Raw genomic sequence first — 25,840 nt, 5'->3', positions numbered from 1 at the left:
GTTTTGGCCGCTGCGGCCACAAGTTAGGGTGTGCTCCGCAGGCGCATGTCCTGCTGCGCACGGATTTTGATTTCATGAGGGGAATGGAGGAGACGGCAATGCTGATTCTGGTCTCCGGCGGGAGCGGCAGCGGGAAGTCGGCCTTTGCCGAGGATCTGATTACCGCCTCCGGACTGGAAACAAAGATATATGTGGCCACCATGCAGGTGTGGGATGCCGAGGGCGAGGCCCGGGTGGCCCGGCACCGGGCCATGCGGGCGGGCAAGGGGTTTGCCACCCTGGAATGCCCGGTGGATCTGAAAGGGGCCGGCGTGCCTGAGGGCTGTGCCCTGCTGCTGGAGGATCTGACCAACCTGGCGGCCAACGAGTGGTTCGGCGTGGGCCGCGCCGGGGCGGAGCAGCGGGTGCGCTCCGGGCTGAACAGGATAAAGGACCGCGCCGCCCTGGCGGTGGTGGTGGCCAACGAGCTGTTCTCCGACGGAATTGAGTACGACAAGGAGACGGCGGACTATCTCTCCTGCCTGGCCCGGCTCAACCGGGCGGCGGCTGAGCTGGCGGACCGGGTGTACGAGGTTGTGTGCGGCATCCCGGTGCGCTGGAAGGGGGAAGGGGAATGAAGAGCTTTTGGATCGCCCTGGCCATGTACTCCAAGCTGCCCGCGCGCCGGGTGGAGTGGGATAAAAAGAGCCTGTCCTGGGCCCTGTGCTGGTTCCCGGCGGTGGGCATCGCGGCGGGCGCGCTGCTGTTTTTCTGGCTGTGGCTGGCCCAGGCGCTGGGCCTGGGCGCGCCCCTGCGGGCGGCAGTGGCCCTGCTCATCCCCATCGCCGTCAGCGGCGGCATCCACGTGGATGGCTTCTGCGACACTGCCGACGCTCTGGGCTCCCACCAGACCAGAGAGAAGAAGCTGGAGATCCTCAAGGACTCCCATACCGGCGCCTTCGCCGTATTCTGCTGCGGAGTGTACCTGATTCTCTTCTTCGCCGCCTGGTGCCAGGTGGAGACGCCCTCCCTCGAGACCATGGGCGTCCTTGCCCTGACGCCGGTGCTCTCCCGCAGCCTGTCCGGCCTGGCGGCTGTCACCCAGCCCAACGCCCGGGGCAGCGGCCTGCTGGCCACCTTCACCGCCCCCATGGACTGCGCGAAGGCCCAGGTGGTGCTGGCGGTGTGGATTGGCTCCTGCGCCATTGCCATGGTGTGCCTCTCCCCCTGGACCGGGGGCGCTGCGGTGCTGGCCGCGGCGGGCAGCTTTTTCTACTATATCGCCATGTCCCGCCGACAGTTCGGCGGCGTCACCGGCGACCTGGCCGGATACTTCCTCCAGGTGTGCGAGTGCGCCATGGTGCTGCTGGCGGCCCTGGCCCAGCGGGCGGAGGTGCTGCTGTGAGGCTCATCATCGGGGGCGCGGGCCAGGGGAAGCTGGACTACGCGCTGAACAAGACGGGGGCGGACCCCGCCGCGGTGGCCCTTGACCCGGCCCAGGCGGCGGACAAGCCCATCCTGTACCACCTGGAGGCCTGGGTGAAGGCCAATCCGGCGGTTGACCATCTCGCCGCACTGGAAGAACTGCTGGCGGTCAACCCCGGCATCGTGATTCTCTGCGACGAGGTGGGATGCGGTGTGGTGCCCATCGCCCGGGAAGAACGGGCCTGGCGGGAGGCGGTGGGCCGCCTCTGCTGCGCCCTGGCCCAGCGGGCGGACGCCGTGGAGCGGATTTTCTGCGGCATTCCCATGACATTGAAGGGGGACTCGGCATGGAACTGATCCTGGTGCGCCACGGCATTACGCCGGGCAATCTGGAGCGGCGCTTTGTGGGGCGGCTGGACCAGCCCCTGGCCCCGGAAGGGGAGGCGCTGGCCCGTGAAGTGGCCCCCACGCTGCCGCCGGTGGAGCACATCTACCGCAGCCCCCTGCTCCGCTGCCGTCAGACGGCGGATATCCTGTGGCCCGGGGTGGAGCAGACCGTGGTGGACAACCTGAAGGAGACCGACTTCGGCCCCTACGAGGGCAAGTGCCACGCCGAACTGGACGGAGATCCGGTGTACCAGCGGTGGCTCAACGGAGAGCTGGAGATCGGTGAGCCCATTGAGAACTGCAACGCCCGTGCGGCCCAGGCCCTCCGGGACATCGCCGCCGATGTGGCCGAAAAGGGCTGGAAAAGGGCGGGAATTGTGGCCCATGGAGGCATTTTCATGAGCATGCTCGCTAAATTCGGCCTGCCGGAGCGGTCCTACTACGACTGGATGCTGCCCAACTGCAGCGGCTACCGGGCGGAGCTGGAGACCGATCCCCTGGCGCTGCGGGTCTTTGCAGCCGTAGGGAGGGCCAAGGTATGACGGTAACCCTGCGGCTCTTTGCCCTGCTGCTGGGCTTTTTCCTGGACCTGCTGCTGGGGGATCCCAGCTGGCTCCCCCACCCCATCCGGGCCATCGGCTCCCTCATCGCCGCTCTGGAGAAGACGCTGCGCAAGCTCTTTCCCAAGCGTCAGGGCGGCGAGCTGGCAGGAGGCGCGGCCCTGGTGATTCTGGTGCTGGCCCTGTCCGGCGGATTTACCCTGCTGGTGCTGTGGCTGTGCGGGCAGGTGGGGCTGTGGCTCCGGTTTTTGGCGGAGACGGTCCTGTGCTACCAGCTGCTGGCCACCCGCTCCCTCAAAGGGGAGAGCATGAAGGTGTACCAGGCCCTGAAGGCCGGCGACCTGGAGGGGGCCCGCCATGCGGTGTCCATGATTGTGGGCCGGGACACCCAGCGGCTGGACGAGGCGGGCGTGGCCCGGGCGGCGGTGGAGACCGTGGCGGAGAACGCCTCCGACGGCGTCATCGCCCCCCTGATCTTCCTGGCCATCGGCGGCGCGCCCCTGGGCATGGCCTACAAGGCGGTCAACACCATGGACTCCATGGTGGGCTACAAGAACGACCGCTACCTCTGGTTCGGCCGCTGCGCCGCCAAGCTGGACGACCTGGTGAACTTCATCCCCGCCCGGCTGGCGGGACTGCTCATGTGCCTGGGGGCGGGCTTCTCCGGCTTTGACGGACCCAACGCCCTGCGGATTTTCCGCCGGGACCGGAAGAACCACAAGTCCCCCAACTCCGCCCACACCGAGGCCGCCGCCGCCGGCGCCCTCCACATCCAGCTGGGCGGGCCCAACTACTACTTCGGCAAGCTGGTGGACAAGCCCGCCATCGGCGATGCCGACCACCCGGTGGAGCCCCTGGACATTGTCCGGGTGAACCGGCTCATGTACGCCACCGCCTTTCTCGCGCTGGTGCTGTGCTGCGGCGTGCCGCTGCTGGTGACCCTGGCGCTGTAGGGGCGGCCAACCCCAGAAGAGGAAGTGAACGCCATGCAGTACACCCACGGCGGCGATATCTGGAGCTGTCCCGCGCCGGTGCTGGACTTCTCCGCCAATCTCAACCCTCTGGGCATGCCCCCCGAGGTAAAGGCGGCGGCGGAGGCGGCCATCGCCGACGCAGTTCACTACCCCGACCCGGCCTGCCGCCGGCTCACCGCCGGCATCGCCGCCCGGGACGGGGTGAGGCCGGAGCAGGTGCTCTGCGGCGCGGGGGCGGCCGACCTCATCTTCCGGCTGGTGTGGGCCCAGCGGCCCCGCCGGGCCATGGTCACCGCCCCCACCTTCTCCGAGTACGGCCAGGCCCTCCGGGCCGCCGGGGCGGAGGTCATTTCCCACCGCCTGAGGAAAGAGGACGGCTTTGACCTGACGGAGGACATCCTCCGGCCCATTGGCCGCGATTTGGACATGCTCTTCCTCTGCACCCCCAACAACCCCACGGGGCGGACCATCCCCCCGGCGCTGCTGGAGGCCGTCGCCCGGCGGTGCGGGGAGATGGGGGTCCGGCTGGTGGTGGACGAGTGCTTTCTGGAGCTGACCGACGGCGCCCAGGGACTGGCCGGGCGGCTGGAGGAATTCCCCACCCTCATCCTCCTGCGGGCCTTCACCAAGAGCTACGCCATCCCCGGCCTGCGGCTGGGGTACTGCCTCACCGCCGATCGGGCGCTGCTGGAGCGGATGGAGGCCTGCGCCCCGGCCTGGGCAGTGTCGGTTCCGGCCCAGGCGGCGGGGCTGGCAGCCCTGGAACGGCCCGGCTGGCCGGAGCAGGCCCGGGCGGTCATCGGCCCGGCCCGGGAAGCGCTCTTGGCGGCCTTGCGCGGGCTGGGGCTGGAGGTGTGGCCCGGTCAGGCCAACTACCTGCTCTTCCGGGCAACCGGACAGTACGACCTGAAGGAGCGCATGGCGGCGCGGGGCATCCTCCTCCGCTCCTGCGCCAATTACGACGGCCTGGGCCCCGACTACTACCGGGCGGCGGTGCGCCTGCCCGGGGAGAACGAGCGGCTGATTTCCACACTCCGGGCGGTTCTGGTGGAAAACTGACGGTACAGGGAGGATACGACTGGAATGGCAAAGGCGATTATGATTCAGGGCACCGCCTCCAACGCGGGCAAGAGCCTGCTCTCGGCGGGGCTGTGCCGGGTGTTCCGGCAGGACGGCTGGCGGGTGGCCCCCTTCAAGGCCCAGAACATGGCCCTCAACTCCTTTATCACCGAGGAGGGGCTGGAGATGGGCCGGGCCCAGGTGGTCCAGGCTGAGGCGGCGGGGGTGGCCCCGTCGGTGCGGATGAACCCGGTGCTCCTCAAGCCCACCAACGACACCGGCTCCCAGGTCATCGTCAACGGGATTCCCCGGGGTACTATGCGGGCTTCTGAATACTACCAGTATAAGAAAAAACTGATTCCCGAGGTCCTGGCGGCCTACCAGTCCCTGGCGGAGGAGTACGACATTGTCGTCATCGAGGGGGCGGGCAGCCCGGCGGAGATCAACCTGCGGCAGGACGACTTTGTCAACATGGGCATGGCCAAGCTGGCCGGCGCGCCGGTGCTGCTGGTGGGGGACATCGACCGGGGGGGCGTGTTCGCCTCCCTGTACGGCACAGTGGCCCTGCTGGAGAGCGACGAGCAGGCGCGGATCAAGGGCTTTGTCATCAACAAATTCCGGGGGGATGTGGAGATTCTCCGCCCCGGCCTGAAGCAGCTGGAAGAGCTGACGGGCAAGCCGGTGCTGGGCGTGGTGCCCATGCTGAAGGTGGACGTGGACGACGAGGACTCCCTCTCTCAGCGCCTGGAGCCGGGGAAAAAGGTGGGCCTTATCGATATCGCGGTCATCCGCCTGCCCCGCCTGTCCAACTTTACCGACTTCAACCCCCTGGAGCGGCTGGAGGAGGTGACCCTCCGGTATGTGTCCTCACCCCGGGAGCTGGGCAGCCCGGATTTGATTCTCCTCCCCGGCACCAAGAACACCATGGGCGACCTGCGCTGGCTCCGCCAGAGCGGGCTGGAAAATGCCATCCTCAAGCACGCCGCCGCCGGCGGGTGCGTGGCGGGTATCTGCGGCGGCTATCAGATGGTGGGCCGCAGCGTCTCCGACCCCGGCGGGGTGGAGGGGGGCGGCAGCATGGCCGGACTGGGCCTGCTGCCCACCGAGACGGTGTTCTTCGGCGAAAAGACCCGCACCCGGGTCAGCGGCAAGTTTGATGCCTGCGGCGGGGACTTCGCCCCCATGGCGGGGGCGCCCTTTGAGGGCTACGAGATCCACATGGGCCGCACAACTCATACAGAGGGCGGCCCCATCCTCTCTTTCCGCACCCTGGACGGCGCGGCCCACACCGACGGCGCGGCGGCGGGCAATGTGTGGGGCTGCTACATCCACGGCATCTTTGACCGGGCGGAGTGCGCCGCGGCCCTGGTCAACTGCCTGCGCCGCCGCCGGGGGCTGGAGGCCTCCGCCGCCGCGGTGGACTGGAAGGTATATAAAGAACAGCAGTACGACGCCCTGGCCGACGGGGTGCGGTCTGCACTGGATATGGAGCGGATTTACCGCATCCTGAACGGGGAGGCATGAGCATGAAGGTGGAATTGCAGCGGGTGGCCCCCGCGGAGATTGAGCAGCGGAGCATGGAGATCATCACCGCCGAGCTGGGGGAACGGAGCTTCCCGCCGGAGGTGCTGCCGGTGGTAAAGCGGGTCATCCACACCACCGCCGACTTTGACTACGCCGGCAACCTGGTCTTTTCCCCCGGCGCGGTGGAGCGGGGCATCGAGGCCGTCAGGAACGGCTGCACCATTGTCACCGACACCCAGATGGCCTGGTCCGGGGTGAACAAGCGGGTGCTGGAGAAGTTCGGCGGCAGGGCGGTGTGCTTCATGTCCGACCCTGAGGTGGCCGCCCAGGCCAAGGCCCGGGGGGAGACCCGGGCCACCGTGTCCATGGAGCGGGCGGCGGAGCTGGAGGGACCCCTGGTGTTCGCCATCGGCAACGCCCCCACCGCCCTGGTGCGGCTGTGCCAGCTCATGGATGAGGGCAGGGTGAGCCCCGCCCTGGTCATCGGCGTGCCGGTGGGCTTTGTGAACGTGGTGGAGTCCAAGGAGCTGCTGCTCACCATGGACGCACCCCACATTGTGGCCCGGGGCCGGAAGGGCGGCAGCAACGTGGCCGCCGCCATCTGCAACGCCATTCTCTATCAGGCCTCCGGCAACGCCCGGGAGTAAGGAGGATATCCATGGACAAGAAAGCCATTCTGGCCGTCTCCTTCGGCACCAGCTATCAGGATACCCTGGAGCGGACCATCGGGGCCATTGAGCGGCAGCTCGCCGCCGCCTTCCCTGACCGGAGCCTGATCCGGGCCTTTACCAGCGGCATGATCTGCCGCAAGCTGAGGGAGCGGGACGGCATCGAGGTGCCCAGCCCCGCCCAGGCCCTGGAGCAGCTGCTGGGGGAGGGGGTGACCGACGTGGTCATCCAGCCCACTCACGTCATCAACGGCGCGGAGTACGACAAGCTCATGGCCCAGGCGGCGCCCTACCGGGACAAATTCGCCCGGCTGGCCGTGGGCAAGCCCCTGCTCACCTCCGTAGAGGATTATGAGGCGGTGGCCCAGGCCATCCTGGCGCAGCTGCCCGGGCAGCGGGCGGACACCGCCCATGTATTCATGGGCCACGGCACGGAGCACTATGTGAACCCGTCCTACACCCAGCTGGAGTACCTCTTCCATGACATGGGCCGGAAGGATATTGTCATCGGCACGGTGGAGGGCTATCCCGGCCTGGAGCAGGTGCTGCGGCGGCTCGCCGAGCGGCCGGAGGTGCGCAAGGCCGCGCTGCACCCCCTGATGGTGGTGGCCGGCGACCACGCCCGCAACGACCTGGCCGGGGAGGAGCCCGACTCCTGGAAAAACGCCCTGGAGCATGCGGGCTATGGGGTGGCGTGCGACCTGCGGGGCCTGGGGGAGTTCCCCGGCATCCAGCAGCTCTTTGCCGGCCACGCCCGGCAGGCGGCAGACAATCGGGACTGATCCCGTTCACATAGATGGAAGCGTGGGCCGGAAGAGGGAAGTCGGGTGAGAATCCCGCGCAGTCCCGCTGCCGTAAGAGAAGAGCCGCCGGACAACGGCCACTGGGCGCGCCTGGGAAGGCGTCCGGAGGCGGAGAGGCTCAAGCCGGAAAACCTGGCCGGCCCCCAATTCACCAACCTACGGACGATAGGAAAGGATGAAAAAACGTATGAAATCATGTACAATGAACCGATGGGTCAGGACGTGCGCCGTCCTGACCGTGCTGCTGGCCGCCCTCACCGCGGGGGCCTCCGCCATGCACATCGCCGAGGGCTACCTGCCGGTGGGCTGGGCCATCGGCTGGGGCGTGGTGTGCGTCCCTTTTGTGGCCGCCGGCCTGATCTCCATCAGGAAAAAGATTGAGCAGGCCCCCAGGACCAAGATCCTGCTGGCCATGTGCGGGGCCTTCGCTTTTGTGCTCTCCGCCCTGAAGCTGCCCTCCTTCAGCGGCTCCTGCTCCCACCCCACCGGCGTGGGCCTGGGCGCCATTCTCTTCGGGCCCGCCGCCATGGCCGTGCTGGGCCTCATCGTGCTGCTGTTCCAGGCCCTGCTGCTGGCCCACGGCGGCCTGACCACCCTGGGCGCCAACACCTTCTCCATGGCGGTGGCCGGTCCCATCGTGTCCTGGGCGGTGTACAAGCTGCTGCGCAGGGCGGGCGCCCCCGCCGCCGTGGCGGTCTTTGCCGCCGCCGCCCTGGGGGATCTGCTGACCTATGTGGTCACCTCCATCCAGCTGGCCCTGGCCACCGGGGACGGCATGCTCAAGTTCCTCACCATCTTCGCCGTGACCCAGATCCCCCTGGCCATTGCCGAGGGACTGCTGACCGTGGTGGTGTTCAACGTGCTGGAGAAGTACAGCAGGAGCGAGCTCCGGGCGCTCCGCGTGGTGTGAGGAGGGAAACGAGATGAAGGTATGGCAGAAAAACCTGATTTTGATTGCGCTGACTGTGCTGCTGGCGGCCATTCCCCTGTGGCTCCTGCCCAACGCCGAGTTTGGCGGCGCCGACGGCCAGGCCGAGGAGGCCATTCAGGAGCTCAACCCCGACTACGAGCCCTGGTTTGAGCCCATCCTGGAGCCTGCCAGCGGGGAGATTGAGTCACTGCTCTTTGCCCTTCAGGCGGCCGTCGGCGCCGGCGTGGTGGGCTTTGTGCTGGGCCGGATCACCAGACGGCCCGGAGAGGGGAAACAGGACGAGGGGGCAGACTGACCATGGGAACCGACCGTTACGCCTATCAGTCCCGGCTGCGGCGGGTGTCCCCCATGCCCAAGCTGCTGCTGACGGCGGTGAGCCTGGTGCTCTGCCTGTGCTGCGACAGCATCGCGGTGGGGCTGGCCACCCTGGCGGGCATGGGGGTGCTGACACGGCTGCTGGGCGGACTGTCGCCCCGGGTCTATCTCCACTTTCTCAAGATTCCCCTGGCATTTCTGCTTATCGGCAGCATTACCATACTGATTCACAGCTACCCGGAGGGGACCGCCGTTCTGGCGGCGGTCCCTGTGGGCGGGCGGCTGTGGGGCTTTGACGCCGCCGCACTCCAGCAGGCGTCCACCCTGTTCTGCAAGGCCATGGGCGCGGTGGCGTGCATGTACTTTCTCACATTGAACACCCCGGTCACCGACGTGACCATGGCTCTGGAGAAGCTCCGCGTACCCCGGCTGCTGGTGGAGCTGATGGAGCTCATCTACCGGTTTATCTTTGTGCTGTCTGAGACGGCCTCCAACATCCGCATCGCCCAGGAGTCCCGGCTGGGGTATCAGGGCCTGGGCCGGTCCCTCTCCTCCCTGGGGACGCTGATCTCCGTGGTGTTTCTGCGGGCCTGGCGCAAGGCGGATCGGGTGTACACCGCCCTGGAGTCCCGGGGCTACGCCAACCGCCTGGCCACCCTGTCCGGGGACTACCGGCCGGGGCGCTGGCTCTACCCCACTGCGGCCGGGGTGGCCCTGGGGCAGCTGCTGGTATTCTGTCTGGAGAGGAGGGTGGCAGGATGAACGCCGCCATTGAGACCAGGGACCTGTGTTATACCTATGAGGACGGCACCGTGGCCCTGGACCACATCTCCCTCAAGGCCCAAAAGGGGAAGATCACCGGCATTCTGGGGGCCAACGGCGCGGGCAAATCCACCCTGTTTCTCAACCTGAACGGGGTGCTGAGCCCCGCCTCCGGCCAGGTGCTGCTGGACGGGGCGCCGGTCCGCCGGGACCGGAAGGGCATCGCCGAGCTGCGCCGCCGGGTGGGCATCGTGTTCCAGGACCCGGACGACCAGCTCTTTTCCGCCGACGTGTACCGGGACATCTCCTTCGGCGCGGTGAACCTGGACCTGCCCGAGGCGGAGGTCCGCCGCCGGGTGGAGCTGGCCATGGAGCGCACCGGCGTGTCCGCCCTGCGGGACAAGCCCACCCACGCCCTGTCCTTTGGACAGAAGAAGCGGGTGGCCATCGCCGGCGTGCTGGTGATGGAGCCGGAGGTGCTCATTCTGGACGAGCCCACCGCCGGGCTGGACCCCCGCGGGGTCAGCGAGCTGATGCACCTGCTGTCAAGGCTGCGGGACAGCCTGGGCATGACCATTCTCCTGGCCACCCACGACATGGACGTGGTGCCCCTCTCCTGCGACTACGCCTACCTGCTGGGGCAGGGCCGGGTTCTGCTGGAGGGCACGCCGGGAGAGCTGTTCTCCAAACCGGAGGTGCTCCGGGCCAACCAGCTGCGCCTGCCCCGCATGGCCCACCTGATGGAGATCCTGCGGGAGCAGGACGGGCTGGACACCGACGTGTCCGCCGCCACCATCAGCGAGGTCCGGCGGGAGCTGCTGCGCCTATTGAAACAGGAGGGACCGACATGAACCGAGGAAAACTGTACGGCGTGGGGGTGGGCCCCGGAGACCCGGAGCTGCTCACCCTGAAGGCCCGGCGCATTCTGCTGGAGGCCGACGTGGTGGCCGTGCCCGACAAGGGCAGCGGGGAGAAGACCGCCCTGAACATTGTCAGGGACGTGGTGGAGGGCAAGACCCTCCTGCCCTGTCCCACCCCCATGGTGCGGGACAAGGCCCTGCTGGACGGCTGTTATGAGGAGATCGCCGGGCGGATCTGCGCCCTGCTGGACGAGGGGAAGACCGTGGCCTTCATCACCCTGGGGGACCCCACCCTCTACTCCACCTACATCTACGTCCACAGGAAGGTGCTCGCCCGGGGCTATGACGCCCAGCTCATCCCCGGCGTGCCCTCCATCTGCGCGGTGGCGGCCCGGCTGGGCGCCTCCCTGTGCGAGGGCGCGGAGCGGCTGCTGGTGGTGCCCGCCTCCTATGAGGGCGTGGACGACTGCCTGGACTTCCCGGCCAACAAGGCCTTCATGAAGGCGGGCAAAAGCCTGCCCGCCCTGCGGGACAAGCTGCGGGAGCGGGGCCTGGACGGGGAGATGGTGGCCAACTGCGGCATGGCGGGCGAGCGGGTGTACCGCAGCCTGGAGGAGCTGGAGGAGGGCGAGGGCTACTTCTCCGTGGTGCTGGTCAGGGAGCGCCGGAACGAGACATAAGCGGGGCGGCAAGCCCTTGATAAGGAAGTGCGACATATGAACCTATCCATGTCCGGCCTGGACTACGGCCTGGCCCCCATCGCCCTGCGGGAGCGGCTGTCCTTTACCCGCAGCCAGGCGGGGGAGCTGTCGGGGGAGATCAGGCGCAGCGTGCCCGGTGTGCAGGGCTGCGTCATCATCTCCACCTGCAACCGGACGGAGATCTACCTCTCCTGCCAGCCAGGGGTGAGCCCGGAGCCCGGCGCGGTGCTGTGCGCCGCCGCCGGCCAGGACTACGCACCCTTTGCCCAGGCCTTTGTCACCCGGCGGGACGAGGGAGCCGTCCGGCATCTGGCCCGGGTGGCCGCGGGGCTCCGGTCCCAGATCTGGGGCGAGGACCAGATCGTCACCCAGGTCAAGACGGCCATTGCCGCCGCCCGGGAGCAGGGGGGCGCCGACCCGGTGCTGGAGACCCTGTTCCGCACCGCCGTCTCCGCCTCCAAGGCGATCAAGACCAGGGCCCGGCTCACCGCCCTGCCCGCCTCCGCGGCCTCCCGGGCGGTGGAGGTGCTGGCGCGGGAGACCGGCGGCCTGGCCGGACGGAAAGCCCTGGTCATCGGCAACGGGGAGATGGGCCGCCTGGCGGCCTCCCTCCTGCGGGAGGCGGGCTGCGCCGTCACCGTGACTCTGCGGAGCTACCACCACGGGGAGACGGTGGTGCCCGCGGGCTGCGCCGTGGCCCCCTATGAGGCGCGCTACGCCGCCATGGAGGGGGCGGACATCCTCCTCTCCGCCACCACCAGCCCCCACTACACCGTCACCGCCCGGGAACTCGCCGCCCTCAGCACGCCCCCGGAGCTGCTGGTGGACCTGGCCATTCCCCGGGACATCCAGCCCGAGGCGGGGGACCTGCCCGGCGTGAAGCTCTTCAACGTGGACGCCCTGGGCGCCGCCCTCCAGCGGCAGGCGCCCCCCGAGGTGGAGGAGATCCTGGAGCGCCAGATCGCCCGCTTCTACCAGTGGGCGGACTACCGGGAGAGCCTGCCCCTGCTGGAGCGGCTCAAGGCGGACATCACCGACCGGGTGCTGGAGCGGCCCGACCTGGAGGAGCTGGACAGGGCCGAGGTGGCCGAGTACGCGGTGAGCCGGGCGGTGGAGCTGCTCTCCGGCGGGCTGAAGGACGTGCTCACCGCCGGACAGCTGGCCAGGTGCGAGGAGAAGATCCGCACCCGCAACGGCGGAAGGATGGCGTGACATGGAGCAGAAGGAGATTCGCTTTCCCCTCTTCATCGACCTCAACGGCCGGAAGGCCGTTGTGGTGGGGGGCGGGGCCATCGCCTGCCGCCGGGCCGGGGTGCTGAGGGCCTTCGGCGCCCGGGTGACCCTCGTCGCCCCGGAGTGGAAGGAGCATATAGAGGGCGTCAGCTGGCTTCAGCGGCCCTATCAGTCCGGCGATCTGGCCGGCGCGGTTCTGGCCGTGGCCGCCACAGACGACCGGGCGGTGAACCGCCTGGTGGGGGAGGACGCCCGGGCCCTGGGCATCCCCGTCAGCGTGGCCGACCGGCGGGAGGAGTGCACCTTCCTCTTTCCGGCGGTGTGCCTGGGGGAGGAGCTGGTGGCCGGCGTGGTGTCCGCCAATAACGACCATAAGGCGGTGGCCAGAGCGGCCGCCGCCATCCGGGAGACCCTGAAGGAGGGGAAAGGATGAAGCTGCGCATCGGAAGCCGGGAGAGCGTCCTGGCTGTGAAACAGTCCCAGCTGGTGATGGAGGCCATCCGGGCCTTTGACCCCGGTATTGAGCTGGAGCTGGTGACCATGAAGACCACCGGCGACAAAATTCTGGACCGCACCCTGGACAAGGTGGGGGGCAAGGGCCTCTTTGTCCGGGAGCTGGACGCGGCCCTGCTGGAGGGGCGGGTGGACATCACCGTCCACTCCTGCAAGGACCTGCCCATGGAGACCGACCCCCGGCTGCCCCTGGCGGCCTTCTCCAAGCGGGAGGACCCCCGGGACGCCCTGGTGCTGCCCGCGGGAAAGACGGAGCTGGAAGCGTCCCTGCCCATCGGCTGTGCCTCCCGCCGCCGTGCCATCCAGCTGGCGGCGCTGTATCCCGATATGGAGGTGGCCCCGGTGCGGGGCAACGTGCTCACCCGCCTGCGGAAGCTGGATGAGGGGCAGTACGCCGCCCTGGTGCTGGCCTCCGCCGGACTGAAGCGGCTGGGCCTGGAGGGGCGCATCGCCCGGTACTTTACGGCGGAGGAGATCATCCCCGCCGCCGGACAGGGCATTCTGGCCGTCCAGACCCGGGCGGGGGAGGACTACCCCTGCCTGGCCGCTGTGACCGACCGGGAGGGGACCGTCTGCGCCCTGGCCGAGCGGGCCTTTGTCCGGGTGCTGGACGGGGGCTGCTCCTCGCCGGTGGCGGCCCACGGCGTGGTGGACGGGGACACGCTGGTACTCACCGGAATGGATGAAAACGGACGGCGGGACCGGATTTCCGGTCCTGTGACGGAGGCGGAGCAGCTGGGCGAGACCCTGGCCCGCAGGATGAAGGAGGCGGCGGAATGAGCGGTATGGTAACGCTGGTGGGGGCCGGTCCGGGGGACCCGGGCCTGCTGACCCGCAAGGGCCTGGAGGCCCTGGAGCGGGCGGAAGTGGTGGTGTACGACCGGCTGGTGGCCCCGGAGATTCTGGCCCTCATCCCGGAGGGGGCCGAGGCCATCGACGTGGGCAAGCAGGCATCCCGCCACCCGGTGCCCCAGGACCAGATCAACCGCATCCTCCTGGATAAGGCCAGAGAAGGGAAGAACGTGGTGCGGCTGAAGGGGGGCGACCCCTTCCTCTTCGGCCGGGGCGGCGAGGAGCTGGAGCTGCTGGCGGAGCACGGTGTCCCCTTCCAGGAGGTGCCCGGCGTGACCTCCGCCATCGCCGTGCCAGCCTACGGGGGCATCCCGGTGACCCACCGGGACTTCACCTCATCCCTCCACATCATCACCGGCCACGCCCGGGCGGGCAAGGCCCTGGACATCGACTTTGAGGCCCTGGTACACACCAGGGGCACCCTGGTGTTCCTCATGGGGGTGAGCAGCCTGCCCGCCATCTGCGCCGGCCTCACCGCCGCCGGCATGGACCCGGACACCCCTGCCGCCATCGTGGAGCGGGGCACCACCCCCGGCCAGCGCCGCATTAACGCCACCGCCGCCACCCTGGCCCAGGCGGCGGTGGAGCACCATATCGAGAGCCCCGCCATCAGCATCTTCGGCCCGGTGTGCGCCCTGGCGGACAAGTTCGACTGGTTCGACGCGCTGCCCCTCAAGGGCCGCACCGTGGTGGTGACCCGGCCCAAAGAGCGCGCCGGCACCCTGGCGGCCCGGCTGCGGGCCCTGGGGGCCCAGGTGGTGGAGTACCCCTGCATCGAGACCGCGCCCATCCTGCCCTGCCCCGCCATGGAGGCGGCCCTGAACGCCATCTCCGGCTATGAGTGGCTGGTGTTCACCAGCGCCGCCGGGGTGGAGACCGTCTGGCACACCCTGGAGGCCATGGGCAGGGACGCACGGGCCTTGGGGAGCGTGAAGCTGGCGGCCATCGGACCCGGCACCGCCAGGGCCCTGCTGGAGCGCGGCCTGCGGGCCGACTACGTGCCCGAGGTATACGACGCGGCCCATCTGGGCGAGGGCCTGGCCGGCCTGGCCCGGGGCAAGGTGCTCCTGCTCCGGGCGGAGCTGGGCTCCAAAGCCTTGACGGACGCCCTGGATGGGGCTAAAATTTCCTATGACGACATCCCGGTCTACCGCACGGTGTACGACAACCCCCGCTCTGAGGAGCTGCGGGACCGGCTGCTGGCGGAGGAGGGCGCCCTGGTCACCTTCACCAGCGCCTCTACGGTCAGGGGCTTTGTGTCCACCGTGGGGGAGGACTTCCCCTTTGGGCGCGTCACCGGCGTGTGCATCGGGGAGCAGACCGCCGCTCAGGCCAGGGACTACGGCATTCCCGTGGTGGTGGCCGAGCGTGCCACCATTGACGCCTTGGTGGAGAAAATCAGAGGCATGTTCTAAAAAACAGGAACAATCCGGGCGGAACACCGCCCATGGAAAGGAAGCAGCATGATGGAACTCATTCAGCGTCCCCGCCGTCTGCGGGGGAACGACAGCATCCGGCGGATGTGCCGGGAGACCCGCATGTCCCCCGACAGCCTGATCTACCCCATCTTTGTGGACGAGACCCTGAAGGGCCGCCGCCCCATCCCCGCCCTGGAGGGCCAGTACCACTATGGTCTGGACACCGTGTGTGAGGCGGTGCGGGAGTGCCTGGACGCCGGCGTGGGCCGGTGCATCCTCTTCGGCCTGCCTGCGAAAAAGGACGCCCTGGGCTCCTCCGCCTGGGACGAGCACGGCGTGGTGCAGGAGGCCATCCGGGTCATCAAGAAGGAGTTCCCCGATTTCTATGTGGTCACCGACGTGTGCATGTGCGAGTACACCGACCACGGCCACTGCGGCGCCCTGCGGGGCCACGAGGTGGACAATGACGCCACTCTGGAGCTGCTGGCCAAAACCGCTCTCTCCCACGCACGGGCAGGGGCGGACATGGTGGCCCCCAGCGACATGATGGACGGCCGCATCGGCGCCATCCGGGCGGCCCTGGACGGCGAGGAGTACCGGAACGTGCCCATCATGTCCTACTCGGCCAAGTACGCCTCCGCCTTCTACGGCCCCTTCCGGGAGGCGGCGGGCTCCGCGCCCTCCTTCGGCGACCGGAAGGGCTACCAGATGGACCCCCACAACCGCCGGGAGGCCATCAAGGAGTGCGCCCTGGACGTGGAGGAGGGGGCGGACATCCTGATGGTCAAGCCCGCCCTGGCCTACCTGGACGTGATCCGGGAGTGCAGGGACGCCTTTGACCTGCCGCTGGCGGCCTATTCGGTGTCCGGCGAGTACGCCATGGTAAAGGCCGCTGCCGCCGCCGGGCTCATCGACGAGTACCGCATTATGTGCGAGAGCGCCGTCTCCGTGTTCCGGGCCGGGGCGGACATTCTCATCACCTACTACGCCAAGGAATTGGCGCAGGCCATGAAGAAGGGGGATATCGGCTGATGGACCGCAGCGAACAGCTCTTTGAACAGGCGAAGCGTGTACTGCCCGGCGGGGTCAACTCCCCGGTGCGGGCCTTCCGGGCCGTGGGCATGGCCCCCCGGTTCATCACCCGGGCCGACGGCGCCTATCTCTGGGACGAGGACGGCAGAAAATATCTGGACTACGTGGGCTCCTGGGGCCCCATGATCCTGGGCCACAACCACCCGGTCATCCGGGAGGCGGTGGAGAAGGCGGTGAAGGACGGCCTGTCCTTCGGCGCGCCCACCGCCCGGGAGGTGGAGATCGCAGAGCTGATGATTGAGCTGGTGCCCAACATCGAGATGGTGCGTATGGTCAATTCGGGTACCGAGGCGGTCATGTCCGCCCTGCGGCTGGCCCGGGGGGCCACCGGCCGGGACAAGCTCATCAAGTTTGAGGGCTGCTACCACGGCCACTCCGACTGCCTCCTGGTGGGGGCGGGCTCCTCCGCCCTGGCGGGGGGACACCCCACCTCCGCCGGTGTGCCCCAGGTGGTGGTGCAGGACACCCTCACCGCCCAGTTCAACGACCTGAAGAGCGTGGAGGCCCTGCTGGAGCAGAATCCCGGCCAGGTTGCCGCCGTCATTGTGGAGCCGGTGGCCGCCAACATGGGCGTGGTGGGCCCCGCCCCCGGCTTTCTGGAGGGCCTGCGGGCCCTGTGCGACAAGTACGGCGCCCTCCTCATCTTTGACGAGGTCATCACCGGCTTCCGCCTGGCCCTGGGCGGCGCCCAGGAATACTACGGCGTGAAAGCGGACATTGTCACCTTCGGCAAGATCATCGGCGGCGGCATGCCCGTGGGCGCCTACTGCGCCAGCCGGGCCCTGATGGAGCAGGTGGCACCCTGCGGCCCGGTCTATCAGGCGGGCACCCTCAGCGGCAACCCGGTGGCCATGGCCGCAGGCCTTGCCCAGCTGCGCTACCTGAAGGACCACCCGGAGGTGTACACCCAGATCGGGGACTACGCCGCGCAGCTCTCCGGCGGCCTGCGGGCGGCGGCGGAGCGCACCGGCGCGGGAGTCCACATCAACCAGGTGGGTTCCCTGCTGGCCCCCTTCTTCACACCCGCCGACGTGAACACCTTCACCGATGCCAAGGGCAGCGACGTGGCCATGTACGCCCGGTACTTCGCCGGCATGCTGGACCGGGGCATCTACCTGGCCCCCGCCCAGTTTGAGGCCATGTTCGTCTCCGCCGCCCACAGCCATGAGGACCTGAGCCGCACCCTGGAGGCCGCCGGGGCCGTGCTGAGCAGCCTGACCTGAGATTTTTCAGAAATTTATGACAGAAAGCGCCGTTTTCTCTTTGCTAAATAGAGAGAACGGCGCTTTTTTGCAACTTATTTATTTTCTAACCCTGTCTGTTTCCGACTGAGTTTTTCCATATAATGGATTATACTGTCTCCGATGCACCTCCCTGTGGGACAAGCCGGGAGGAAAAAGGAGACGTGCGAACATGGCGACGAAAGAAAAGCTGAAAACCCGGGCCGCCCGGGCCAGGGAGGAGATGCGGGACACCGGCCGTCTGGTGCTCCGGGCCCCGGCGCTGGTACGCACGGCGGAGTGCGTGATCCGGCTCCTGCTGGGGGCCATGCTGTCGGGAGCGGAGATCTTCGGCGGCTGCGCTCCCTTCGGGCTGGCCATGGTGGGGGCCTCCGGCTCCGGGCTGGACGGCTTTTCCGCCCTGCTGGGGGCCTGCTTCGGGTACCTCTCCTTTCAGGGCTTTACCCAGGGACTTCGGTATGTGGCGGCGGCCATCCTCATCTTTTCTGTGTCCTTTGCCTTCTATGATGTGAAGGTGTACCGGTCGGCCTGGTTCATGCCCGCCGTGTCGGCCGCCATGAACTTTGTCACCGGCTTTGTGTACCTGTCCAAGCGGGGCTGGCTGACGGTGGACACCATCTTTTTTGCCACCGAGCTGATTCTCACCGCCGGAGCGGTCTATTTCTACCGCATTGTCTTCTCCCCCTGGAAGCGGAAGGAGGACGGCGGCGAGCTGACCATGCGGCAGATGGTCAGCTTTCTTATCCTGGGGGGCACGGTGCTCATCACCATGAGCAAGATCACCCTCTTTGACGGCACCATCTCTCTGGGCCGGTTCTCCGCCGCCCTGGCGGTGATGATAGCCGGGTACCAGTGCGGCATCGGCGTGGGGGCGGCGACGGGCGTGGCCGCCGGACTGGCCATGGATGTGGCCGCCGGAGGCGCACCCTTTTACAGCATGGCCTTTGGCTTCGCCGGGCTGATCACCGGCGTGTTCCGGCGGCAGGGCAAGCTGTTCGCCGCTCTGGCCTATGTCATCGCCAACGCGGTGGCGGTGCTGTGGACCTGGGACAACGGCCTCCAGATCTCCATCCTCTATGAGGTCTTTATCGCCTCCGTCATCTTTATGGTGCTGCCTCAGCGGGCTTTCCGGTGGGCGGCGGCTCTCTCGGTGCCCGAGCGGCGGCGGGATACCACGGCCAAGGCCCAGGAGTACCTGCGGGACCGTCTGGACGGGGCGGCGGGGGCCTTCCGGTCCCTCCAGGAGTCCCTGCGGCAGAGCCTGGGAGGCGCCGCCCCCAACGACAATGACGCCGCCGCCATCTTTGACCGGGCGGCCAACCGGGTGTGCCGCAAATGCGCCCTCCAGGCGGCCTGCTGGCAGCGGGACTATATTGCCACCTTCAACGCCCTCAACGACGCCCTTCCCGCCATGCTGGACCGGGGCAGGGGAGAGCCGGAGGACTTTCCGCCCCACTTCTCCAACCGGTGCCTCCGGTTTTCCGCCTTTTTGGCGGCGGCCAATGAGGAGCTGGTGGGCCTGCTCTACCGGCGGCAGTACGCCGCCCGCCTGAGGGACAACCGGTCGGCGGTGTGCCGGGAGTACGGCGCCCTGGCCGAGGTGCTGGGGACGGCGGCGGCGGAGTTCGGCCGGGAGCTGGTGCCCGACCCGGTGCGGGAGAAGCGCATCCGCCAGCACCTGACCGCCCTGGGACTGGAGGGGGAGACCGCCGCCTTTTACGACCAGGCGGGCCGCCTGCGGGTGGAGATCGAGGGCCGTGGGCTGGACAGCCTGCGGACCCCCGAGGAGCTGAAAAAACTCTCCGCCCTGGCGGGCGTGCCTCTCCGCTCCGCCGGCGAGGAGGAGGGGAAGCGGCTGAACAAGCTGGTCTTCGCCCAGGCGGAGCCCTTTATGGCGGTGGCCGGCGTGGCGGCACGGAAGAAGGACGGCCAGACCGTCAGCGGGGACACAGGGGCCTGGTTTAAGCTGGACGACGGCAGCCTGTACGTGCTCCTGTGCGACGGCATGGGCAGCGGCGCGGCGGCGGAGAAGGACTCCTCCCTGGCGGTGCGGCTGCTGGAGCAGTTCCTCCGGGCGGGCATCCCGCCGGAGACCGCCCTGAGAACCATCAGCTCCGCCCTTGCCCTCCGGGGGGAGAGCTCCGGCGGCTTTACCACCATCGATCTGCTGCGGCTGGACCTGTTCACCGGCGCTATGTGGGTCTATAAGTACGGCGCGGCTCCCACCTATGTGCGGAAGGGAAAGGCCGTGACCCGCATCACCGGCGCGTCCCTGCCCGCCGGTCTCTCCGTGGGAGAGGGCGGCGCGCCCGATGTGACCACCCTCAGGCTTGAGCCGGGAGACATGGTACTGCTGGTCAGCGACGGGGTGGCCGGCGGCGGTGAGGATCAGTGGCTCCGGGACATGTTCTCCGCCTTTGAAGGGGACAGCCCCAAGGACCTGGCCTGCGCCCTCATTGACGGGAGCGACGGCAAGGAGGTTGGCCCGGACGACCGCACCGCGCTGGTCCTCCGGTTTTCCAGGCAGACGCAGCAATCCGGAAAGGAAAGGGCCGCGTCTCATGGCGAGGTCCCGCAATAAAGGACAGGGGAGGCGGTGCAGGTTCTGCCGGCATCGCCTCCCCTGTCCTTTCCTGCTGCGCGGGACCGGGAGAGGATACATAATACAGCGGGATGGCACACATATCGCTCCAGCAAAACGCGGTCAGCGACAAGCCGTAAAACCACAAAGAATTTTTTGTAAAAGAGCTTGACAAATGGAAGGCGTCCGTATATACTTCCAAAAGTCCGATTTCATACAAATAGACCTGGAGGCTCCCGGACGGAAGGAGAAAGGGCCGCAAAATTCAATACTGATATTCATCGGAAGGTTAACAGCCGCAGCTGCAAAAACCGGAAAAGATGTCGAGTGCGCTCGGTTATTTGAAAGAATAACCGGGCGCTTTTTTAACAAAGGGAAAAGGACTGATAACAGCATGAAGCTCATTCTGCAATTTATAAAACCACACTGGAAATTATGTGCGGCAACCATCCTGCTCCTGATTGCGGATGTAACGGGCGCCCTGATCATCTCCACCTTTGCCGCAGAGATGCTCAATCTGGGGACCTCCGGCGCGACCTTTGAAGTGCTGCTCAGCACGGGGATGAAGATGGCGGCCGCATCGCTGATTTCCGGCGTCTGCGCCATTCTGGGCGGCTACAGCTGCGCCGCTCTGTCCGCGCGGGTGGGCAAGGACATGCGGGTAGCCCTCTATAAGAAATCCCTCAAGCTCTCCATCTACGACTTCCGGCACTTCGGCACCGCATCCATTACCACCCGGACGGTGTCCGACATCACCACCATCCAGTTCGCGCTGACCAGCTTTATTCAGATGGTGCTGCCCGTTCCGGTGATCTTTGTCGTCGCCCTGACGCTGGCCTTCCGCCTGGATATCCAGATGGGATTTATTCTGCTGGCTGTGGTAGCAGTCGTTTTTGTGCTGGCGCTGTTTATTATGAAAAGCGCCTCCCCGCTGTTCAAAAGGCTGCAGAAGCTGCTGGACCGGATGACCACTATTTTACTGGAGAATCTTACCGGCGTTCGGGTGGTCCGGGCCTTTAACAACGAGGCCAGGGAAGAAAAACGTATGAGCGAGGCTTTCGCCGATTATGCCGCGACATCGATTAAGGCGAACCGGCGCTTTGCCAATCTGGACGGCCTCTCCTTCCTGTTCGTCAACCTTTTCGTCGTGATTGTCTACTGGACCAGCGGCGGGCGGATCAGCACCGGGAACCTGCAGATCGGTGACATTACCGCTGTCATTGGGTACGCGATGATGGTGCTCTATTTCCTGATGATGGCCCAGATGGTGATTCTGACCATGCCCCGCGCCCTGGAGTGCTGCGGACGTGTGCAGGCGGTTCTGGAGCATACGCCGGAAATTCAGGATATGGTCTCTGAAGATCCCCAGGCGTCCGGCGGGCGGGGCGATGAGATCCTGGCCTTCCAGGACGTGTCCTTCCGCTTTGCCGACGCGGAGGAGGATACCCTCAGCCACCTGAATTTTGTATGCAGGCGGGGGGAGACCACCGCCATTATCGGCGGTACCGGCAGCGGAAAATCCACCGTTGCGTCGCTGATTCTCCGGTTCCACGATGTGACCGGCGGCTCTGTGAGCCTGAACGGCACCGATATCCGGCAGATGACCCAGCGCTGTCTGCGGGATCATCTGGCCTATGTGCAGCAGAAGGCCTGGCTGTTTTCCGGCACCATAGCCAGCAATCTGCGTTACAGCAGCAAGAATGCCAGTGAAGAGGAATTGATGCATGCGGCCGATGTGGCCCAGGCGGGCGACTTCATCCGCTCGCTGCCGGACGGACTCAATTCCTTTGTGGCCCAGGGGGGCACCAACTTCTCCGGCGGGCAGAAGCAGCGCCTGTCCATCGCCAGGGCCCTGGTAAAAAAGCCGGAGCTCTACATCTTTGACGACAGCTTCTCGGCGCTGGACTTCAAAACCGACGCGGCGCTGCGAAAGACGCTGGCGAGAGAGACAAAAGACGCCGCTGTGCTGATCATTGCCCAGCGGGTCAGCACCATTCAGCATGCCAGCCAGATCGTCGTCCTGCACGAGGGACGGATGGTCGGTATCGGCACCCACGACGAGCTGCTGCAAAACTGCCCGGTCTATCGGGAAATCTATGAATCGCAGACAAAGGAGGCGCAGGAAGCATGAGCCGGACGATGAAAAGCCCGAACAGCCGGAGCACTGTGGCGCGGCTGTTCGGCCAGCTGAAGAGACAGCGCGCCCGCCTTGCTGTTGTCGCCGTTTCCATCGTGATCTATGTGGGCCTGAGCATCTATACCCCGATGTTCAGCGCGGTGGTCGTCGACCACCTCTGGCAGAGCATACAGGCCGCCTGGAGGGACGGCGTTCCGTTTTCCATCACCTGGACCAATATGGGACAGGAACTGACACAGCTGAGCATTCAGTATTGCTTTACCTGGATGTTCTACTATCTGCAGTCCTACCTGATGGCAAATGTGGCGGAGAGCCTGAACCTGGAACTGCGAAACCAGATCGCCCGAAAGCTCAACCGGCTTCCCCTCCGCTTCTTTGACCAGAACAAAGCCGGTGAGATCCTCAGCCGTGTCACCAGCGACCTGGATAAAATATCCGAGGTGCTCCAGACCGGTCTGCTGAAGCTGGTGGTGGCCATAGGCACGATCATCGGCTCTCTGTCCGTCATGCTCTATTACAGCGCTTTTCTGACCTGCATTTTTCTGGCCTTCATGGCCGTCAGCGTGGTGATTACCCAGATTGTGGCCAAAAAGAACCTGCTCTGCGCGGCTGAACGCCAGGAGACAATCGGTGAGCTGACCGGCATTGTGGAGGAATACTATAACGGGCGGAATGTCATCAAGGCATATAACCACGAGGAGGAGAGCCTTGCCCATGTCACTGCGGCCGCGGAGAAAAACCGCGCCGCCAACCAGAAGGCGGACTTTTTGACCAACTGCGTCAACCCCCTTATCCGCCTGCTGAACCGGTTTGCCAATGTGGTAATTGCCATTATCGCAGGCAAGGCCATGCTGGACGGAGCCATGACGGTGGGCGTTGTGCAGGCGTTTTTCCAGTATGTCAACCAGACGGCGGAGCCCCTGACAGAGGCGTCCTTCATGATCAACTCGCTGCAGTCCGCGCTGGCCTCCGCCAGGCGCACCTTTGAGCTGCTGGACAGCGAGGAGGAGATCCCCGACCCGGCGGAACCCGCTGTTTTGGAACATGCAAACGGCAACATCGCCTTTGAACACGTCAGCTTTGGATACAGCCCGGATCACCTGCTGATGAAGGATATCAGCTTTGCCGCCAGGCCCGGCCAGAAAATCGCCGTGGTGGGCAGCACCGGCGCGGGCAAGACCACGCTGGTCAATCTGCTGATGCGGTTCTACGAGGTAAACAGCGGAAAAATTACTGTGGACGGCGTGAGCGCCGCCGAAATGACCCGCAGCGGCCTGCGCAAAAACTTCGGCATGGTGCTCCAGGACACCTGGCTGTTCAGCGGCACGGTGGCCGAAAATATCGCGTACAGCAAGCCGGATGCGACCCGCGAGGAGATCATTGCGGCGGCAAAGGCGGCCAAGGTGGACTACTTTATCCGCACCATGCCCCAGGGCTACGACACCATGCTGGACAACGAGGCGGCCAACCTGTCCGCCGGACAGCGCCAGCTCATCACCATAGCCAGGGTGTTCCTCTGCAACCCGCCTATTATTATTCTGGACGAGGCCACCTCCAGCGTGGATACCCGCACGGAAGTGGAGATCGGCAAGGCGATGAAGAAGCTGATGAGCGGGCGGACCAGCTTCGTGATTGCGCACCGCCTCTCCACGATTCGGGACGCGGATATGATTCTGTACATGGAACACGGAAATATCATTGAGCAGGGCAGCCATAAGGAGCTGCTGGCGAAAAAAGGCGCCTATGCCGCGCTCTATTACAGTCAGTTTGAATAAAAGGGATATGATATTGAGCGCAATCGCTTTGATACCATGCCCGCTGGCCCCCAAACGGCACAGCGGCGCTGCAGCCTGGCTGCAGCGCCGCTGTGCATATGCGTTCTTTCGCCATCGCGCCCCGGTGAAGGAGCGGCATTTTCTCCGTGGAGGCAATGGGGCTTAAATTATTTTACTGCCCGCTCCACACCTTTCCCGATGTCCTCAACGCCTCTTCCAATATCCTCCACGGCCCGGCCGGCGCCGTCAATGACATCCCTGGCGGCATTGCCCGCATCGTCCACGGCGTCTCTGGCGGCATCGCCCGCGTTGTCCATATTGTTCTGGGCGTCGCCCTCCACATGGCCGTTCTCGTCGGAGTAGTAGCTGCCATCGCTGGCAGAGGGGGCGGGCATGGCGGAGGGCGTCGCCGAGGGCGCCTGACTGCTGTGGGTACCGTCAGGCATGTCGGGGGAAACGACGGGCGTGGGCGTGGGGGTCACGTCAGGCATTTTTTGTGAAGAACAGCCCGTGGCGCCAAGCGCCACCGTCAAGCTCAGAATAAAGAGCGCAAAAGTTCGTTTCATTGTGTTCCTCCTGTCAATTTGCATTTCTGGCTGGTGCTCCATCCGTCTCGTAGTATGTGCCGGAATACTGAGATTAGAAGCGGTAAAAATTTTTTTCGAAATAGCTTGCTTTTTTCAGGGAAGTCTGATAGTATAATATCAGTAATCATTACTGTTAATTAAAGGAAATATTTTTGCTTGCATAAGATATTAAGACCTGATATTCTGTAACCGAGAGGGAGGAAAAAAGATGGAACTGAAGCTGTACCGCTGCGCGCACTGCGGCAACATCGTGTTCAAGGTGGTGGATAAGGGGGTGCCCCTGTTCTGCTGCGGCGAGAAGATGGAGGAGCTGGCGCCCAACACCACGGACGGCGCCATGGAGAAGCATGTTCCCGTGGTGGAAAAGGCCGCCCACGGCCATGGCTACTCCGTCACCGTCAAGGTGGGCGAGGTGGAGCACCCCATGCTTGACGAGCACTACATCCCCCTGATTGCCGCCGTCAGCGGCGACACCGTCACCATGAAATTCCCCAAGCCCGGCGACAAGCCGGAACTGCGCACCTTCAGCGCCGACGGCGAAGTGAAGGCCTATGAAATCTGCAATCTCCACGGCTACTGGAAGAGCGCGGACTGAGTCCGATTCAACACAGAAGACCAACATCAGAAAGGAGTTTTTGCAATGGAACTGAAGGGCAGCAAGACGGAGGCCAATCTCTGGAAGGCATTTGCGGGCGAGAGCATGGCCCGGAACAAGTACACCTACTTTGCCAGCAAGGCCAAGAAGGAGGGCTTCGAGCAGATCGCGGCCATCTTTGAGGAGACCGCCGGCAACGAGAAGGAGCACGCCAAGCTGTGGTTCAAGGAGCTGGGCGGCATCGGCGACACCGCGGCCAACCTGAAGGCCGCCGCCGCCGGCGAGAACGAGGAGTGGACCCAGATGTACAAGGAGATGGCCGAGACGGCCAAGGAGGAGGGCTTTGAGCGTCTGGCCTTCCTGTTCTCCGGCGTGGGCAAGATTGAGAAGGAGCACGAGGAGCGCTACCTGACCCTCCTGAAGAATCTGGAGGAGGGCGTGGTCTTTAAGCGCGGCGAGGAGTACATCTGGAAGTGCCGCAACTGCGGCCACATCCACGTGGGCAAGGAGGCCCCCGGGGTCTGCCCTGTGTGCGCCCATCCCCAGGCCTATTTTGAGCTCCAGGCCAAGAATTATTAAATGCCAGCCCGCCGGGACTTCCCCGCGCCGGGCGTGTCAGAGGGCCTGCGGCACTTTGCCGCGGGCCCTCTTCTATCTTCGCAGTTTCCAGCACGGACTGGGCATGCAGTGCGCCGCCAGACCGCCGGCTGAACGCAGCGCACAGAAAAAACCGCCTTCCGATAGGAGATCGGAAGGCGGTTTTTCAGCGTGTCAAAAAACCTTGGTTGAACAGAATCGGGCTGTGTCGGGGCGGGGGAGCGCGAGGGGGCAGCCGCCCGCCTCGCGTGGAATCGAATGCCCCGGAAGC

26 protein-coding genes and 1 riboswitch are annotated in these 25,840 nt (G+C 66.0%); of the genes, 25 read left to right on the top strand and 1 reads right to left on the bottom strand.

Features of this window, described 5'->3' with window-relative positions; genetic code table 11:
* Positions 1 to 98: 98 nt before the first annotated feature.
* The 23 genes from QZY67_RS02985 to QZY67_RS02875 all read left to right on the top strand — a co-directional run bounded on the left by QZY67_RS02985 (position 99) and on the right by QZY67_RS02875 (position 23,790).
* Positions 99 to 617: a bifunctional adenosylcobinamide kinase/adenosylcobinamide-phosphate guanylyltransferase gene (locus QZY67_RS02985; RefSeq protein ID WP_295368468.1), complete on the top strand. Its 519-nt coding sequence runs from the start codon at positions 99 to 101 to the stop codon at positions 615 to 617.
* Positions 614 to 1,384, top strand: coding sequence for an adenosylcobinamide-GDP ribazoletransferase (locus QZY67_RS02980; RefSeq protein ID WP_295368467.1), 771 nt, complete (start codon positions 614 to 616; stop codon positions 1,382 to 1,384). The genes QZY67_RS02985 and QZY67_RS02980 overlap by 4 nt, the downstream gene beginning before the upstream one ends.
* The gene (locus QZY67_RS02975; RefSeq protein ID WP_295368466.1) at positions 1,381 to 1,761 is read left to right on the top strand and encodes a bifunctional adenosylcobinamide kinase/adenosylcobinamide-phosphate guanylyltransferase; all 381 of its coding nucleotides are present in this window, start codon (positions 1,381 to 1,383) and stop codon (positions 1,759 to 1,761) included. Before QZY67_RS02980 ends, QZY67_RS02975 begins: the two co-directional genes overlap by 4 nt.
* Positions 1,752 to 2,333 carry a histidine phosphatase family protein gene (locus QZY67_RS02970; RefSeq protein ID WP_295368465.1) on the top strand — a complete coding sequence of 194 codons (582 nt, stop codon included), beginning with the start codon at positions 1,752 to 1,754 and terminating at the stop codon, positions 2,331 to 2,333. The genes QZY67_RS02975 and QZY67_RS02970 overlap by 10 nt, the downstream gene beginning before the upstream one ends.
* Positions 2,330 to 3,304, top strand: a complete 975-nt coding sequence (gene cbiB / locus QZY67_RS02965; RefSeq protein ID WP_295368464.1) for an adenosylcobinamide-phosphate synthase CbiB — start codon at positions 2,330 to 2,332, stop codon at positions 3,302 to 3,304. Before QZY67_RS02970 ends, cbiB begins: the two co-directional genes overlap by 4 nt.
* A gap of 33 nt (positions 3,305 to 3,337) precedes the next feature.
* Entirely contained in the window at positions 3,338 to 4,384 is a 1,047-nt protein-coding gene (cobD, locus tag QZY67_RS02960; protein ID WP_295368463.1) for a threonine-phosphate decarboxylase CobD, read from the top strand.
* 24 nt (positions 4,385 to 4,408) lie between these two features.
* Positions 4,409 to 5,908, top strand: a complete 1,500-nt coding sequence (locus QZY67_RS02955) for a cobyric acid synthase (RefSeq protein WP_295368462.1) — start codon at positions 4,409 to 4,411, stop codon at positions 5,906 to 5,908.
* A 2-nt stretch (positions 5,909 to 5,910) separates the two neighbouring features.
* Positions 5,911 to 6,555: a precorrin-8X methylmutase gene (locus tag QZY67_RS02950; RefSeq protein WP_295368461.1), complete on the top strand. Its 645-nt coding sequence runs from the start codon at positions 5,911 to 5,913 to the stop codon at positions 6,553 to 6,555.
* A gap of 11 nt (positions 6,556 to 6,566) precedes the next feature.
* Entirely contained in the window at positions 6,567 to 7,358 is a 792-nt protein-coding gene (locus tag QZY67_RS02945; RefSeq protein ID WP_295368460.1) for a sirohydrochlorin cobaltochelatase, read from the top strand.
* A riboswitch (cobalamin riboswitch) is annotated at positions 7,345 to 7,534 on the top strand. It overlaps the preceding gene by 14 nt.
* 47 nt (positions 7,535 to 7,581) lie before the next feature.
* A complete protein-coding gene (locus tag QZY67_RS02940; RefSeq protein ID WP_295368483.1) occupies positions 7,582 to 8,289 on the top strand; it encodes an energy-coupling factor ABC transporter permease in 708 nt (235 codons plus the stop codon).
* A 13-nt stretch (positions 8,290 to 8,302) separates the two neighbouring features.
* Positions 8,303 to 8,605, top strand: a complete 303-nt coding sequence (locus QZY67_RS02935) for an energy-coupling factor ABC transporter substrate-binding protein (protein WP_295368459.1) — start codon at positions 8,303 to 8,305, stop codon at positions 8,603 to 8,605.
* 2 nt (positions 8,606 to 8,607) lie between these two features.
* Complete coding sequence (cbiQ, locus tag QZY67_RS02930; RefSeq protein WP_295368458.1) at positions 8,608 to 9,387, top strand: cobalt ECF transporter T component CbiQ; 780 nt, start codon at positions 8,608 to 8,610, stop codon at positions 9,385 to 9,387.
* The gene (locus QZY67_RS02925; RefSeq protein WP_295368457.1) at positions 9,384 to 10,238 is read left to right on the top strand and encodes an ATP-binding cassette domain-containing protein; all 855 of its coding nucleotides are present in this window, start codon (positions 9,384 to 9,386) and stop codon (positions 10,236 to 10,238) included. Before cbiQ ends, QZY67_RS02925 begins: the two co-directional genes overlap by 4 nt.
* On the top strand, positions 10,235 to 10,927 hold the full coding sequence (cobI, locus tag QZY67_RS02920; RefSeq protein ID WP_295368456.1) for a precorrin-2 C(20)-methyltransferase: 693 nt from the start codon (positions 10,235 to 10,237) through the stop codon (positions 10,925 to 10,927). Before QZY67_RS02925 ends, cobI begins: the two co-directional genes overlap by 4 nt.
* A gap of 36 nt (positions 10,928 to 10,963) precedes the next feature.
* Complete coding sequence (gene hemA, locus QZY67_RS02915) at positions 10,964 to 12,160, top strand: glutamyl-tRNA reductase (protein ID WP_295368455.1); 1,197 nt, start codon at positions 10,964 to 10,966, stop codon at positions 12,158 to 12,160.
* Position 12,161: 1 nt separating this feature from the next.
* Complete coding sequence (locus QZY67_RS02910; RefSeq protein ID WP_295368454.1) at positions 12,162 to 12,614, top strand: bifunctional precorrin-2 dehydrogenase/sirohydrochlorin ferrochelatase; 453 nt, start codon at positions 12,162 to 12,164, stop codon at positions 12,612 to 12,614.
* Positions 12,611 to 13,474 carry a hydroxymethylbilane synthase gene (gene hemC, locus QZY67_RS02905; RefSeq protein ID WP_295368453.1) on the top strand — a complete coding sequence of 288 codons (864 nt, stop codon included), beginning with the start codon at positions 12,611 to 12,613 and terminating at the stop codon, positions 13,472 to 13,474. Before QZY67_RS02910 ends, hemC begins: the two co-directional genes overlap by 4 nt.
* Positions 13,471 to 14,961, top strand: coding sequence for a uroporphyrinogen-III C-methyltransferase (cobA, locus tag QZY67_RS02900; RefSeq protein WP_295368452.1), 1,491 nt, complete (start codon positions 13,471 to 13,473; stop codon positions 14,959 to 14,961). Before hemC ends, cobA begins: the two co-directional genes overlap by 4 nt.
* 51 nt (positions 14,962 to 15,012) lie before the next feature.
* Positions 15,013 to 15,996 (top strand): porphobilinogen synthase, encoded by a 984-nt coding sequence (gene hemB / locus QZY67_RS02895; protein WP_295368451.1) that lies wholly within the window; start codon positions 15,013 to 15,015, stop codon positions 15,994 to 15,996.
* The gene (hemL, locus tag QZY67_RS02890) at positions 15,996 to 17,279 is read left to right on the top strand and encodes a glutamate-1-semialdehyde 2,1-aminomutase (protein ID WP_295368450.1); all 1,284 of its coding nucleotides are present in this window, start codon (positions 15,996 to 15,998) and stop codon (positions 17,277 to 17,279) included. The genes hemB and hemL overlap by 1 nt, the downstream gene beginning before the upstream one ends.
* A 190-nt stretch (positions 17,280 to 17,469) precedes the next feature.
* Complete coding sequence (locus QZY67_RS02885) at positions 17,470 to 19,878, top strand: SpoIIE family protein phosphatase (protein WP_295368449.1); 2,409 nt, start codon at positions 17,470 to 17,472, stop codon at positions 19,876 to 19,878.
* 394 nt (positions 19,879 to 20,272) lie between these two features.
* Entirely contained in the window at positions 20,273 to 22,009 is a 1,737-nt protein-coding gene (locus QZY67_RS02880; protein WP_295368448.1) for an ABC transporter ATP-binding protein, read from the top strand.
* Entirely contained in the window at positions 22,006 to 23,790 is a 1,785-nt protein-coding gene (locus QZY67_RS02875; protein WP_295368447.1) for an ABC transporter ATP-binding protein, read from the top strand. Before QZY67_RS02880 ends, QZY67_RS02875 begins: the two co-directional genes overlap by 4 nt.
* Positions 23,791 to 23,957: 167 nt before the next feature.
* Here the strand turns inward: QZY67_RS02875 and QZY67_RS02870 are convergent, their stop codons facing one another.
* Positions 23,958 to 24,356: a hypothetical protein gene (locus tag QZY67_RS02870; RefSeq protein WP_294532541.1), complete on the bottom strand. Its 399-nt coding sequence runs from the start codon at positions 24,354 to 24,356 to the stop codon at positions 23,958 to 23,960.
* 229 nt (positions 24,357 to 24,585) lie between these two features.
* On the opposite strand from QZY67_RS02870, the gene QZY67_RS02865 reads away from it, so the two are divergent.
* Both QZY67_RS02865 and rbr read left to right on the top strand, forming a co-directional pair.
* Positions 24,586 to 24,972, top strand: coding sequence for a desulfoferrodoxin family protein (locus QZY67_RS02865; RefSeq protein ID WP_295368446.1), 387 nt, complete (start codon positions 24,586 to 24,588; stop codon positions 24,970 to 24,972).
* Positions 24,973 to 25,017: 45 nt separating this feature from the next.
* Positions 25,018 to 25,551 carry a rubrerythrin gene (rbr, locus tag QZY67_RS02860; RefSeq protein WP_295368445.1) on the top strand — a complete coding sequence of 178 codons (534 nt, stop codon included), beginning with the start codon at positions 25,018 to 25,020 and terminating at the stop codon, positions 25,549 to 25,551.
* The last annotated feature ends 289 nt before the right edge of the window (positions 25,552 to 25,840 follow it).

The organism is uncultured Pseudoflavonifractor sp., from assembly GCA_904419835.1.
Lineage (GTDB): Bacteria > Bacillota > Clostridia > Oscillospirales > Oscillospiraceae > Pseudoflavonifractor.
This window is presented reverse-complemented; position numbering and strand designations above follow the sequence as displayed.